13 protein-coding genes are annotated in these 12,357 nt (G+C 35.7%); 4 read left to right on the top strand and 9 right to left on the bottom strand.

The window, feature by feature from the left end; genetic code table 11:
• Positions 1–127 precede the first annotated feature (127 nt).
• The 4 genes from murC to FD20_RS02065 all read right to left on the bottom strand — a co-directional run bounded on the left by murC (position 128) and on the right by FD20_RS02065 (position 5,133).
• On the bottom strand, positions 128–1,453 hold the full coding sequence (gene murC / locus FD20_RS02080) for a UDP-N-acetylmuramate--L-alanine ligase (RefSeq protein WP_057735930.1): 1,326 nt from the start codon (positions 1,451–1,453) through the stop codon (positions 128–130).
• Between the two features lie 88 nt (positions 1,454–1,541).
• The gene (locus FD20_RS02075; RefSeq protein WP_057735929.1) at positions 1,542–3,869 is read right to left on the bottom strand and encodes a DNA translocase FtsK; all 2,328 of its coding nucleotides are present in this window, start codon (positions 3,867–3,869) and stop codon (positions 1,542–1,544) included.
• A 119-nt stretch (positions 3,870–3,988) separates the two neighbouring features.
• Entirely contained in the window at positions 3,989–4,603 is a 615-nt protein-coding gene (gene ytpR, locus FD20_RS02070; RefSeq protein ID WP_057735928.1) for a YtpR family tRNA-binding protein, read from the bottom strand.
• A gap of 206 nt (positions 4,604–4,809) precedes the next feature.
• Complete coding sequence (locus tag FD20_RS02065) at positions 4,810–5,133, bottom strand: thioredoxin family protein (RefSeq protein WP_268871930.1); 324 nt, start codon at positions 5,131–5,133, stop codon at positions 4,810–4,812.
• Positions 5,134–5,283: 150 nt separating this feature from the next.
• On the opposite strand from FD20_RS02065, the gene FD20_RS02060 reads away from it, so the two are divergent.
• Complete coding sequence (locus FD20_RS02060; protein WP_057735926.1) at positions 5,284–5,610, top strand: hypothetical protein; 327 nt, start codon at positions 5,284–5,286, stop codon at positions 5,608–5,610.
• An 8-nt stretch (positions 5,611–5,618) separates the two neighbouring features.
• Here FD20_RS02060 and trmB read toward each other — a convergent pair whose 3' ends face one another.
• From trmB to FD20_RS02040, 4 genes are all read right to left on the bottom strand, one after another.
• On the bottom strand, positions 5,619–6,257 hold the full coding sequence (trmB, locus tag FD20_RS02055; RefSeq protein WP_057735925.1) for a tRNA (guanosine(46)-N7)-methyltransferase TrmB: 639 nt from the start codon (positions 6,255–6,257) through the stop codon (positions 5,619–5,621).
• Positions 6,258–6,445: 188 nt separating this feature from the next.
• Positions 6,446–7,240 (bottom strand): phosphotransferase family protein, encoded by a 795-nt coding sequence (locus tag FD20_RS02050; RefSeq protein WP_057735924.1) that lies wholly within the window; start codon positions 7,238–7,240, stop codon positions 6,446–6,448.
• Positions 7,241–7,303: 63 nt separating this feature from the next.
• Positions 7,304–8,518: an ABC transporter permease gene (locus FD20_RS02045; RefSeq protein WP_057735923.1), complete on the bottom strand. Its 1,215-nt coding sequence runs from the start codon at positions 8,516–8,518 to the stop codon at positions 7,304–7,306.
• Positions 8,511–9,251 (bottom strand): ABC transporter ATP-binding protein, encoded by a 741-nt coding sequence (locus tag FD20_RS02040; RefSeq protein WP_057735922.1) that lies wholly within the window; start codon positions 9,249–9,251, stop codon positions 8,511–8,513. The genes FD20_RS02045 and FD20_RS02040 overlap by 8 nt, the downstream gene beginning before the upstream one ends.
• 136 nt (positions 9,252–9,387) lie before the next feature.
• Between FD20_RS02040 and FD20_RS02035 the strand changes: the two genes are divergently transcribed.
• The 3 genes from FD20_RS02035 (at position 9,388) to FD20_RS02025 (ending at position 11,185) form a co-directional block, all read left to right on the top strand.
• Positions 9,388–9,810 (top strand): HIT family protein, encoded by a 423-nt coding sequence (locus FD20_RS02035; protein ID WP_057735921.1) that lies wholly within the window; start codon positions 9,388–9,390, stop codon positions 9,808–9,810.
• Positions 9,811–9,831: 21 nt separating this feature from the next.
• Positions 9,832–10,134 carry a hypothetical protein gene (locus FD20_RS02030; RefSeq protein WP_057735920.1) on the top strand — a complete coding sequence of 101 codons (303 nt, stop codon included), beginning with the start codon at positions 9,832–9,834 and terminating at the stop codon, positions 10,132–10,134.
• Between the two features lie 172 nt (positions 10,135–10,306).
• Entirely contained in the window at positions 10,307–11,185 is an 879-nt protein-coding gene (locus FD20_RS02025; RefSeq protein ID WP_057735919.1) for a peptidylprolyl isomerase PrsA, read from the top strand.
• A 169-nt stretch (positions 11,186–11,354) separates the two neighbouring features.
• Here the strand turns inward: FD20_RS02025 and FD20_RS02020 are convergent, their stop codons facing one another.
• The gene (locus FD20_RS02020; RefSeq protein WP_057735918.1) at positions 11,355–12,329 is read right to left on the bottom strand and encodes a 3'-5' exoribonuclease YhaM family protein; all 975 of its coding nucleotides are present in this window, start codon (positions 12,327–12,329) and stop codon (positions 11,355–11,357) included.
• Positions 12,330–12,357 lie beyond the last annotated feature (28 nt).

Genomic DNA, 12,357 nt, shown 5'->3' with positions numbered 1-12,357 from the left:
AAATGAGCGTGTCAGAAAACAAAACTGAGATCTCATCCAGACAAAGTCCTCACTTTTCTAACTTTGACCTTATGTGCATACATCATCAATTTATGTTGCCGTCATCACTGCTCATTTAAGTAAATATTTAATTGTTTTTATAGCTCAAATTGCTTAATAATTTTTCATATGCGTATTCATACTTTTGAATATCACCTGCACCCATGAAGATAACAACTGCATCATGAAAGTCCAGCAATGGTGACATATTATCCAATTTAAGGACTGAACCGCCCTTAGTTATTTTATTCCCTAAATCAGCACTGGAAACATTTCCACCATGTTCACGGATCGAACTAAATATATCTGTCAAAAAAACTTGATCAGCCATATTTAAACTAGCAGCAAAATCATCCATCAAAGCAATTGTTCGACTGAATGTATGCGGCTGAAAAACAGCAATAATTTTCTTCTTAGGATACTTCTGACGTGCAGCATCGAGCGTTGCTTTTATTTCCGAAGGATGATGTGCATAATCATCAATAATTGTCATGTCTGCGACATATTTTTCTGTGAAACGGCGCTTTACCCCCTTAAAACTCAATAGTTCATGCTTTATTTCTTCCTGATCTACTTTTTCAAAATATGAAACAGCTATCACTGCCAAACTGTTCAAAACGTTGTGCTCACCAAATAATGGAATTTGGTAATTACCTAAAAAGACATTGTGTCGATAAACTTCAAAAGATGATCCCTTTGTTGTCCGTTTGATGTTAACAGCTCTAAATTCATCGTCTTCCTCGGTTCCATAATAATGGATTGGAACTTTCGATTTCAACTTGCGAAGATTTTTATCTTCTCCCCATGCAAAAATCCCCTTTTTGGTTTGTGAAGCCAGTGTTGAAAAAGCTTCGCAAACATCTTCAATACCAGTAAAATAATCTGGGTGATCAAAATCAATATTTGTCATAATAACATAATCCGGGTGATAAGCTACAAAATGACGTCGATACTCATCAGCTTCAAAAACAAAGAAACGTGCATTAGGCACCCCTTTACCGGAACCATCACCTACGAGGTAACTTGTTGGTGACACACCACCTAGAACATGCGCCAAAAGTCCTGTTGTGCTTGTTTTTCCGTGTGCCCCTGCTATTCCGATACTTGTAGTTTTCTGTATTAGTTTTTCCAAAAAATCTGGATAACGAATTACTTCAAGCCCCAGTTCACGAGCTTTTTTAATTTCTTTTTGATCATCATCGAAAGCATTCCCTGCAACGATTGTCAGACCTTCATGAATATTATTTTCATCGAATGGTAATATTTTAATACCAGCTAATTCCAAACCGCGTTGTGTAAAAGTATATTTTTCAATGTCAGAACCAGTAACTTTCAGTCCTTGGTCATGTAGGAGCAAAGCCAGCGAACTCATTCCTGTACCTTTGATCCCAACAAAATAGTAAGTGGTGTCCATCTATAATTATCCTCTTTTCTATCATCGCAATCATTGCATATTTTACCACAAATATAATAGGCCTGTGGCAAAATATGGAGCATCTTATTTAATCTTTTAACTTATCAAGACCAGCCTGTGTCAAAAAGACATCACGCGGTTTTGAACCTCTCGCAGGCGAGATATATCTTTTCTGTTCCAGATCATCAATGATGTTAGCAGCGCGATTATATCCGATTGAGAAAACTCTTTGCAATTTTGATGTTGAAATACTTTCCTCATTTACAATATAAGCTAACACATTTGGAAGAAGATCATCCTCTTGGTCACTACGTTCTATCTTCTTTTTAAGACTTGCAGGATCAAACGCATATTTTGGTTTTCCTTGAGTACGAACAAAATCAGTGATCTGATCGATCTCATTTTCAACAAATGTACCTTGTATCCGTGTTGGCTGACTTTTACCATTTCCCAAATAGAGCATATCGCCACGGCCTAATAATCGCTCGGCTCCAGAGCAATCTAAAATTGTTCTGGAATCAACTTGGCTCGAGACCATAAATGCCACTCTTGTAGGGATGTTATTTTTTATTGTTCCTGTTATCACATCAACACTTGGTCGTTGAGTTGCAATTATTAAATGTATTCCCGCTGCTCTTGCTTTTTGAGTGATTCGCGCAATATAATCTTGAACTTCGGATGATGCAACCATCATTAAATCCGCTAACTCATCAATTATAATTATGATATAAGGCATTTTCAGTCCATAATCGCCATGCTTTTCAGCCTTTGCATTGTAACCTTCAATATTACGTGCACCACCCGCTGCAAGACGCTGGTAACGCTCCTCCATTTCCTCTACTGCCCACTTCAAAGCTGCAGCTGCAGCTGCAGGATCAGAAACGACAGGGGATAATAAATGCGGAATATCATGATATGGTGCCAATTCAACTGCCTTAGGATCAATTAGCAACAATTTTACCTGAGCTGGTGTAGCTTTGTATAAAAGCGATACTAAGATACTATTTATAAAGACTGATTTCCCTGAACCAGTTGCTCCCGCTATCAATCCATGTGGCATTTTTCTGAGATCTGTAACCTTGGGCCTCCCAAATAAATCAACTCCTAAAGCAACTGTTAAAGGTGATGTTTTTTTGATAAACGCATCTGAAGTCAAAACTTCTGATAACATGACTGGTCGTGAGTGCAAATTAGGAATTTCAACACCCACACTGCTTTTTCCAGGAATTGGAGCCTCAATTCGAATGTCTCGAGCTGCTAATGCAAGTTTTAGATCATCACTCAAATTGGTTATTTTATTAACTTTAACGCCTCTGCCTAACACTATCTCAAATTGCGTTACTGCCGGTCCAATAGTCCAATCCTTTACATTTGCTTTCACGTTAAACGACTTCAAAGTTTCATTTAAAACATCGATCTGATCAAGCACCCATTCATCCATTGACTCATCTTCATTTTTTATCGGAGCGGGTAATAATGAAACTGGTGGATAACGATATTCTTTACTTTCATTTTGAACTTCGCTAGATACTGGTGATGTTTTATCAATACTGGAATCTACTTCAATCGGATCTGCTTTTTTTGTTTCGTTATCTTTTTCTACGGAAAAGTTCTTTGTTTCAGGAAGAATTATTCTTTCTTGATGAACTTTGCTGTCTTCTCTATTGTCTTCACTTACATGTATAATTTCAGGCTTTGTTTCAGAATCAGACTTGGGGGCTTTTTCACTTACACGTCCATCATTCCTGCTAGCTATTGGCAAAAGTGGACCACTACTGCTATCTACCAATTTTTTCTCTTCGATAATATTCTCAGTTGGTACATTAGCAGACTCTGCAGTGCATGGTTCATCCTGATTTTCATCATTAATTTTTTCTTCTTTAATGTTCTCAGTTGAATCGTTTTCATCCGATAATAGGTTCACACTCTGCATCTGCATTTTGTCTTCTGTCGATAATACATCCAATACATCGTCATTATTTTCAGATACAACTTGCTTCAAATCTCCATCTGCACCACTCTTTTTTTCAAGTTTGGAGTGCTGAGTCAACGACGTATTTTTTGATTTGGAATGTTCGTCTTCAAGAATAATTACATTAGTTTTGTATAATTCGCTCTCACCTTCAAAAAGAAAGAAACTTTCTTTTTCCTTTTTTAGTTGTACAAAAAGATGATCATATTTCGCCTGCTCACTGGTTAATTTATGCAATTTTGAAATTGGAGGAGGAACATATGTTGGTCGAAAAGTACGACCACTTTCTCTCCATTCCAGTTTAGCCTTATCATTATTTGTTGCTTTGTGTTTCTCCACTGCATTTTCATAAACCTGTTCTTTTGTACTTCGCTTAATATGCTGTTTAATTCTTCCCTTAGCTTTTTGCATACGATAAAAAGCCGGGCCATCATAATGTTGCATCGCTTCTCATCCTATCACTAAAAATTGGGCTAGTATCAATGTTATTAACCATCTCTACCAGCCCATTCTATCATAGAAAAGTTATTCTATCTTCAAGTTAAAAAAATTACATCAGTTCTTTAAAAAACAAATTCTTTTCCTACAGCGTACTTCTCATGTGAAAGTACTAAAATTCCCCTTTTCTCAGGAGCGTTGGGAAGACTCAATTCTCTTGCAGAACAGATCATCCCTTCACTTGGGACGCCACGCAATTTTCCTGGCCAAATAATTTGTCCACTTGGCATCATTGCACCAACTTTAGCAACAACAACAGTTTGACCTTGTTCAATGTTAGGTGCACCGCAAACAATTTGCAACAGGTCTCCATTATCAACCCTTGTTTTAGTTATATGCAGATGATCTGAATCTGGATGTTCACTTATTTCTTCTACATACCCAACAACAAACTTAGGCTCATTATCAATAACTAGCTCATCTTCAAAACCAGCCTCAGTTAAAGCTGCATTGAGACCCGCAACTTGACTGTTATTCAATTTCACTTGTCCCTTTTCATCTAGAGAGCCAATGATTTTAGAGACATTAAAAAAATTATATCCAAGTATTTTATCAGTATCAACAGCTCTAATACGGACAATATTGCCCTTTTTATCTATTCTTTGTTGTGCTGTATCCTCATGTATAACAGTGATCAAAACATCACCCAGACTACTGGGATTGTAGCTAGCAATCAACATTAAATCTTATTCTCCTTTTTTCACAGCAGAGCCGTTCTTAAAATTTTTTAAAGCAACTCAACTTTATACTCTCTAAATACATGTTAAATTTCAAACATTTCTATCTAACTTTCAACTAGCAATGGCAAAAAACTTCACCGCCAACACTGTCTCAAGCAACATTTGTTTTTCTGCGTATTTCAAGCAGAGAAACCTCAATAATATCCTTATACTGCTTGATTCAAGAAATGCTCTACTTCTTCTTTTGTCTTTCGATCTTTGTTGACAAGCCGTGCACTTTCTTTTCCATCACGATAAACTAAAAAGCTAGGGATCCCCATAATTCCTAATTCCTGACACAATTTAATGTTCTCATCCCGATCAACTTGGATAAACGTATAGTCTTTGTATTCTTCCTCAATTTGAGGCATTGCTGGTTTAATAAACCGACAATCTGGACACCAATCAGCTGTAAAAAAAAGCACATAAGTTCCGTCACTCAGCTTATTTTGCAAATCAGCGGCATTTATTTTTTCTAGAATTTCCATAATATCCTCCCTGTTACTTTTTATGCTTCATATTATAGCTTTTTTTGAAATTAAAAAAAATTATTTGTTTGTGTTGTAAAATCTAAAACGTTTTTTTTGACTGAATTTGGTGCTATACTTTAAGCATTAAATTAAATTTTCAGGAGAAAAGTTATGACAGATTTAAAATCAAATAACATCCCATTGATGTTAGGTGTTTTAGTAGGTTTTGCCACTGGAATTTATGCAAATAGACTAGCCAGAAAAAAGACCAGCGTTTCACCTCAAAAAATCCTTGAGCAAGTCAAAAAGACATTCCAAGAAGAAACTCCTATTCAGGGAGCTTGGATCAACACATTTACTCAGCCGTTCCAAAAATTTGCTTTTAAAACTCAAGTTTATAGCGGAGGAATTTCACGCATAGAAGACCGTCAACTCATTCAATATAAATTTTTGGCCGACGCTAAAACGGGCGGAGTACTTGACTTGCAACGCCTTTAGACCGACATTTAAAAATGTGCTTCCAACTTATATATTACTTGGCCCCTTTGACTGAATTTTTCTTCATACTCAGTCATGATATTTTGCTCTGCTTCCTCACTTTGATGAAGATCAAGCGAAACTTTATCGAAAACCATTCCAAAATTATTCATGCTCATTAAAGAATATTCAAATAGTCCCCGATTATCCGTTTTAAATTCTAAGTGTCCTTTTTCCTCTAGTACCATTTTATACTGCTCTAAAAAAGTCGGATACGTTAATCTTCGTTTGGCCTGCTTTTTTTTAGGCCAGGGATCCGAGAAATTCAAGTAAATACCTGTAACTTCCCCATTCTCAAAATATTCACTTACTCCGCTTCCATTCGCACAAATTAACTGCAGATTGTTCAATTTTAATTCAAGCTGCTTTTTCAAAACGACCGCTGCTACAGACGTCTGAAGTTCAATACCAATAAAATTGCGCTCTGGATATTCCTGAGCCATCTCAATAATAAATTGACCTTTTCCGGTCCCTATCTCAACAAATAATGGGGCTTTTTTCTTAAATCTTTCTTGCCACGCACTTCGATATTTTTTAGGATCAGTCGTGATAAACTGCGGATTAGCTTCAATTAAAGGCTTTGCCCATGGTTTATTGCGCAAACGCATACTTTTCCTCCTATGGCTAATTAATTATACAAAAATAAAAAAGCTGGAACAAAAGCTTAATTTGTTTCAGCCCACTATAACATTAAAAATATCCATTGAACCAGAATATATCTTTCATAGTTGCTATACGCTGTCTCCTTAGCAGTCATTTATCTCTTCTAAGGAAGGATAGGTAAACAACACTAAACTTAGATAAAGTCCTGCTTCTTTGATATGTCAGCAAGCTTTAATATGTCTTGGTTCATTTCGATGAAATGACCACGCTCGCAGTGATGTTTGATTGATAACAGTAAACTCAGCCTGCAATACCAAGCTATACGTTGTTGAAACGTATCCTTCAAGCTCTGTTCAAAGTTCGTTGTCAACCAAGCTTTCCAATCCTTGCGTGGGACATACTGACACATTAACATGCTCAGATCCATGGCTGGGTCAGCTAATGTTGCCGACTCCCAGTCAACTAAATACAGTCGATTCGAATCTGATAATAACCAATTTTTGTGATTCAGATCACCATGACAAACGCTGTAATCACGATGATCAAACTTGGGTTGGTAAGATCTCAGCTCATTGGCGACGTTCTTTAGCAAAGGGTGTTGCCTAAGCGAACTACTTAACCCTCGAAAATAACTTGCTAATAAATCCTCAGGAAAAACATAGCAACCTCCGACTTGTCTCAACATTTTCTTAAGTACATTTGAACCATGCACTTTTGTCAAAAGTGCCGCAACCCGTCCATCTTTCATTTCTCCACGAGTTAAACTGCGACCATTAAGCCATTCTTGTGCTGTCAACGTATCTCCAGTTGAAATATGTCGTGTCCACACTAAACGCGGGGTTATCTCCTCTAGTGAAAGAGCTGCTAAAAAAGGCGAAGTATTTCGCTTTATAAAAAGCTTCTCTTGCTCTTTGGTCCCCACATATGCCATTCCGGTATTACCGCCAATCGGCCGAATCTGCCAACCGTCATCCAGTCTGAAATCCATATTGGCCAATCTCCTCTACACGATACCTAACTAATACAAGTCTACAAACTCCCCCTCTGAGTGTCAAGTATTTTTTGCCGCGTACTTTGTCAAAAAATTACCCGTTAAAATGATAATCATTAAAATCGTGGCACCTGCAATTCCTAAAGTCTCATACAAAGAATGTCGTGCAAATACACTTGCCACAACAAATAAAATTCCTGTCACTAATAATAAAATGCGTAGCATCCCTCTAAAATTAGAGAGCCTTGCCCCCCTTTTCAGTGGATAGATATGCGTAAAAATTATATCGTCATAATCATTATAGAGCGGTAATAATTGAAAACCAATCAGATACAAAAAAAGTATCGTTAAAATTACCGCTAATAAAATGTTCGGGATAAACATCAAAATAAAAAAACCAAGCAAACTAAGTCTTAAAAACAAATTGCTGTATTCGCCTTTTCTGATCAAAGCACGCCAATATAGAAATTTAAACACATCTTTTGATGATTTCATTTTAGGTAAATAAACATCTAGTAGCTTGAAACGATGAATTTTTCCCTTTACTTGCGGAACATCTGTAAAAAGATTTATAAGGTGATAGAGACCCATCATTCGATGGTTTTCAATCTGTAACATTCTTTTCCAACGAAAAACATTTTGTTTTGCTGCTTTTCTAGCAAAATAAAATACAGATATTGAAATAGCTATCGTTAAAATCAAAGCCTCAAGTGCAGAAACATAAAGAGCTACAATTATCACCAATGACGGACCACCAATTTCAAACAATAGTTTTATCCACCACTTATCAAAAGAAACACTGTAACTAGTGATAAAAAATCGCCCAAGATAAATTTCTTTTAGCAATAATTGAATTAACCAAAGTAAAAAAATATTAATTCCTGTTAAATGAACTCCCTGTTGAAGAAAAGGTACCGCAATCAGTACACATAAAGATTGAAAACAGCTTGCGATAAAAAATGAATACCTAAAAGCCCGCTTTAAAAAAGAAAACATTTTATTTTCTAAGGGTAAAAGGAAGACAGTATCGGGACCATCCAAAAGAGAAACAAAACTGCCTATTTGAAGCACCAAAACAAAAATAACTACAATCAATGGCTTACTCCACCAATTAAGTGCATCAGGCAATGATTTCAAAAAATTAGAATAACCTAATCCAAGTCCGCCAACTAAAAACAACAAAGCCAGTACAAAATGATCATTCAGTACAAACTTTGAATATCGCAAGAGCATCCGCTGGTACTTTTTCAAGCGCACATTCCATAAATTATTCATCAGCAGTCACTTCCTGAGTTAGTCCAAGGTATATATCTGTTAATGTAGCCTGTTGATTCTGATATGCACTGCGAAGTTCACTAAATGTACCTTGTGTCTTTATTCTGCCTTCATGAAGAAGTACAAAATAATCACAATGCTCCTGAGCTGTACTCAAAACATGCGTTGACATCAATACAGCAGCACCTCTGCGCCTTTCACTTTCAATCAAGTTTAATAAATCTCTGGTTGCTAATGGATCTAATCCTAGAAAAGGTTCATCAATTACATAAAGTTCAGCTTCAGTCAAAAAAGCACATACAATCATGACTTTTTGTTTCATCCCTTTTGAAAAATTAGCAGGGAACCATTCCAATTTATTCGAAAGCCTGAACGTTTTAAGCAGACTTTGTGCCCTCAACCAAGCTTCTTTCTTATTCAAACCATACGCCATTATCGTTAAGTCAATATGTTCCCTTAACGTCAATTCTTGATACAATACTGGGATCTCGGGAATATAAGCCATCTTACTTTTATATTTTTCCGGATCTTTTAAAAGTGTTACTCCGTCTATCGTGATACTTCCTTTTTGAGGGGTTAATAAACCAATAACATGGTTGATTGTCGTTGACTTTCCTGCACCATTTAAGCCGATGAGTCCGACAACTTGACCAGTACGAACTTCAAAAGAAATATTCTTTAAGACCGGCACTTGGGAATATCCTCCAACTAAACCATTAATTTTTAATGTCATTACAAATATATTCCTTTCAACTTTTTCTTAGAGATATTATAGCATATCTTTTTGAGAGAGCAGTTTAAAAGAGCAGCATCAAAGTCCTCATATAGTGTATACTTAACTATGAGTAAGTTTGAAAGAAGGTCATATTATGGAAGAATGTATTTTTTGTAAAATTATTACTGGTGAAATACCAAGTACTACAGTGTACGAAGATGAAACTATCAAAGCTTTTTTAGACATTTCACAGACAACTCCAGGACATACACTGATCGTTCCTAAGAAACATGTTGCTGATATTTTTGAGTATGATCAAACTTTGGCAGCCGAAGTATTTGGACGTATCCCTAAAATTGCTCGAGCAATAAAAAATAGTGACGATTCCATAAAAGGAATGAACATTGTAAACAACAATGGTGCAATCGCGTACCAATCTGTTTTTCACTCTCATTTCCATCTTATTCCACGCTACTCAAAAAAAGATGACTTTAAGATGGTTTTTACAGATAATTCAGCAAATTACAAACAAGAAAAACTTAATCAAATTGCAGCACAAATAAAAAAGCAACTATAAAGGTAAAGGGAGTGGATAATATTGAAAATGTTTCATAAACTTGGTCTGATTGGTATTATTGCGGGAACTTCTGTCGCTGTATATTGTTCCCATCGTCAACTTGAGCGCAAAGGGAAACAAGCAAAAGTAAAATATATGAGTTTGAAGGACGATTTGCATAAAATCATCGAAAAAACCAGTAGCGTTTCTAATAATTTCCAGAATCTCTCTCATGACATTGACAAATATTCTCCTGTTTTTGAAGAGTTGATGGATGAAATTAGTGAATTTCAATTTCTAATAAAACCACATCTCGATAAAATTGAAAAAGCACAATCGAAATAAGAAAATAATTTATTGCTTTTTTGTAAAGTATTGGATAAAAGCTGAAATTTTGGTAAACTTTTTCATTTTATCCAATCTTTTATTGTCATTGTGTTATAGTTATTATCGTTAGTTTGTATGCTTTCAGTTGTAAGTATATGAAGAAAAAAATGAATGGGATGTGTTTTATATAATGAAGAAATGGGTTCTTGGTGTAGCAGGAGTTCTTATGACGTTAAGCCTTGCAGCATGTTCAAAAACAGTTGCTACGACATCTGGTGGTAAAATCACCGAAAGTGCATATTACGACAGTATGAAGAAAACTTCATCCGGTAAGCAGATTCTGCAACAAATGATTTTGGACAAGGTTCTTGAAAAGCAGTACGGCGATAAAGTATCCGACAAAAAAGTAACAAAGCAATATAATACTTATAAGAGCCAATATGGCTCTTCATTCAGTTCTGTTTTATCTCAGAATGGGATGACAAAATCTAGTTTGAAAAAACAAATTCGTTCAAGTCTTCTTCTTCGCGAAGCTGTTAAAGCAAATACGAAGATTACTAATAAGCAACTTGAAAAGCAATGGAAATCTTATGAACCTAAGACAACTGTTGCCCACATTCTTGTAGCAAAGAAAGCAACAGCTCAAGAAGTTATTAAAAAACTTCAAAGTGGCGGAGACTTCACCAAACTGGCTAAAGAATACTCAACTGATTCGGCCACAAAGAACAAAGGTGGTAAACTTACAGCCTTCGATAATACTGATACATCTTTGGACTCAACCTTTAAAAAGGCTGCTTTTGCTCTAAAACAAGGTGAGTACACGAAAGATCCAGTAAAAACAAGTTATGGTTATCACGTTATCAAATCTATCAAAAAACCTGCCAAGGGCAAGATGTCAGATCATACTGCAGAGTTGAAGACACAAATTATTGATAACAAGATGAATAGTTCTTCTTCTTTACAGAGTGTTGTTTCCAAGGTTCTGAAAAAGGGCAATGTTTCAATCAAGGATAAAGATTTGAAAGATATACTTTCCAGCTACCTTTCAACATCAAGTTCATCGAATTAATTTTTTAAAATAAAAAGAGAGTGCTGCTATAGAAATTATCTTAGCGGCACTCTCTTTTTATTTTGCCAAATTTTGTAGCAATAAATATTAACTGCATTGTATTTGAGCTCAACTCAATTCAGACATTAAAAATCCATTTGAATTTAGAATTACCAAAATACATTATTTTTCAATCATTTTCAGTGGGTTTTATTTTTCCCTGTGGACGATAAAAATTGCGGCCATCCATTCCAAAAATCCGTTCAGAAAAATTCCCTGGTTCCGTATGACTCAGCGTTCCTTTCAGCATTTGTATAGACGCGTCAAGTTCATCAATTTGATGCAAAACTTCGGCCTCCAGCAAATGCGGTCGAACTGGCGAACCATATTCCAGCAATCCATGATGCGAAAGAATCATATGTCTCAATAAAATCATGTCTTCACTTTCGAGATCAATTTTCAGATGCTGACATGCCTTGACAATTTCTTCATCAACCAGAATGATATGTCCAATCATGTTTCCCTCAAGTGTATATTTCGTTGCAATCGGCCCAGACAATTCAATTGTTTTACCAAGGTCATGAAGAATCGCACCAGCATATAACAAGGGTGCATTGATTACATCAGAATACTGTTTTGCAATCGAATGAGCTAGCCGTAGCATTGATAACGAATGATAGGCTAACCCCCCATCAAAAGCATGATGATTTTTTTTGGCTGCTGGAAAACTAAAAAAAGCATCATGATGTTCATGTAGTAAAAATCTTACGACCCTGTTCCAATTAGGATTAGTAATTTCAAAAAGTGACTGATTAAATTCTTTTTCCATATCATCTTTTGAGACTGGAGCTTTTTTGACAAAAAATTCTGGATTTGCTGGTTCTTCATCCGTTGTTTGTCGCATATGAAAAATTTTTATTTGGGGATTATTTTGATATACCTCTCTTTTACCTTTTAAGAAAACAATTTTCCCAGGTTTAAAATTAGAAATATCTTCTTCTGAGGCATCCCAAAATTTCGCACTGATTTCTCCAGAGCTATCGGAAAAATTAAATGCAATAAATTTTTTCCCATTTTTAGCTAATCTTACATCTGCTGATTTGATTAAAACAAATAACTCAACATTTTCATCAACTGCATAATCATATATTTTCTTTTGCTTCATTTCTGTTCCTGCCTCTCCATTCTCTACT

The sequence above is a fragment of the Liquorilactobacillus uvarum DSM 19971 genome (assembly GCF_001434935.1).
GTDB classification, from domain to species: Bacteria; Bacillota; Bacilli; order Lactobacillales; family Lactobacillaceae; genus Liquorilactobacillus; species Liquorilactobacillus uvarum.
The sequence above is the reverse complement of the archived record's forward strand: the minus strand, read 5'-3'. Positions and strand labels throughout refer to the sequence as shown.

Bases quoted from the DNA above. Each gene is read 5' to 3' on its own strand.
- murC (WP_057735930.1), bottom strand. From the start codon at position 1,453: ATGGACACCACTTACTATTTTGTTGGGATCAAAGGTACAGGAATGAGT.
- FD20_RS02075 (WP_057735929.1), bottom strand. From the start codon at position 3,869: ATGCAACATTATGATGGCCCGGCTTTTTATCGTATGCAAAAAGCTAAG.
- ytpR (WP_057735928.1), bottom strand. From the start codon at position 4,603: ATGTTGATTGCTAGCTACAATCCCAGTAGTCTGGGTGATGTTTTGATC.
- FD20_RS02060 (WP_057735926.1), top strand. From the start codon at position 5,284: ATGACAGATTTAAAATCAAATAACATCCCATTGATGTTAGGTGTTTTA.
- trmB (WP_057735925.1), bottom strand. From the start codon at position 6,257: ATGCGTTTGCGCAATAAACCATGGGCAAAGCCTTTAATTGAAGCTAAT.
- FD20_RS02050 (WP_057735924.1), bottom strand. From the start codon at position 7,240: ATGGATTTCAGACTGGATGACGGTTGGCAGATTCGGCCGATTGGCGGT.
- FD20_RS02045 (WP_057735923.1), bottom strand. From the start codon at position 8,518: ATGAATAATTTATGGAATGTGCGCTTGAAAAAGTACCAGCGGATGCTC.
- FD20_RS02040 (WP_057735922.1), bottom strand. From the start codon at position 9,251: ATGACATTAAAAATTAATGGTTTAGTTGGAGGATATTCCCAAGTGCCG.
- FD20_RS02035 (WP_057735921.1), top strand. From the start codon at position 9,388: ATGGAAGAATGTATTTTTTGTAAAATTATTACTGGTGAAATACCAAGT.
- FD20_RS02025 (WP_057735919.1), top strand. From the start codon at position 10,307: ATGAAGAAATGGGTTCTTGGTGTAGCAGGAGTTCTTATGACGTTAAGC.
- FD20_RS02020 (WP_057735918.1), bottom strand. From the start codon at position 12,329: ATGAAGCAAAAGAAAATATATGATTATGCAGTTGATGAAAATGTTGAG.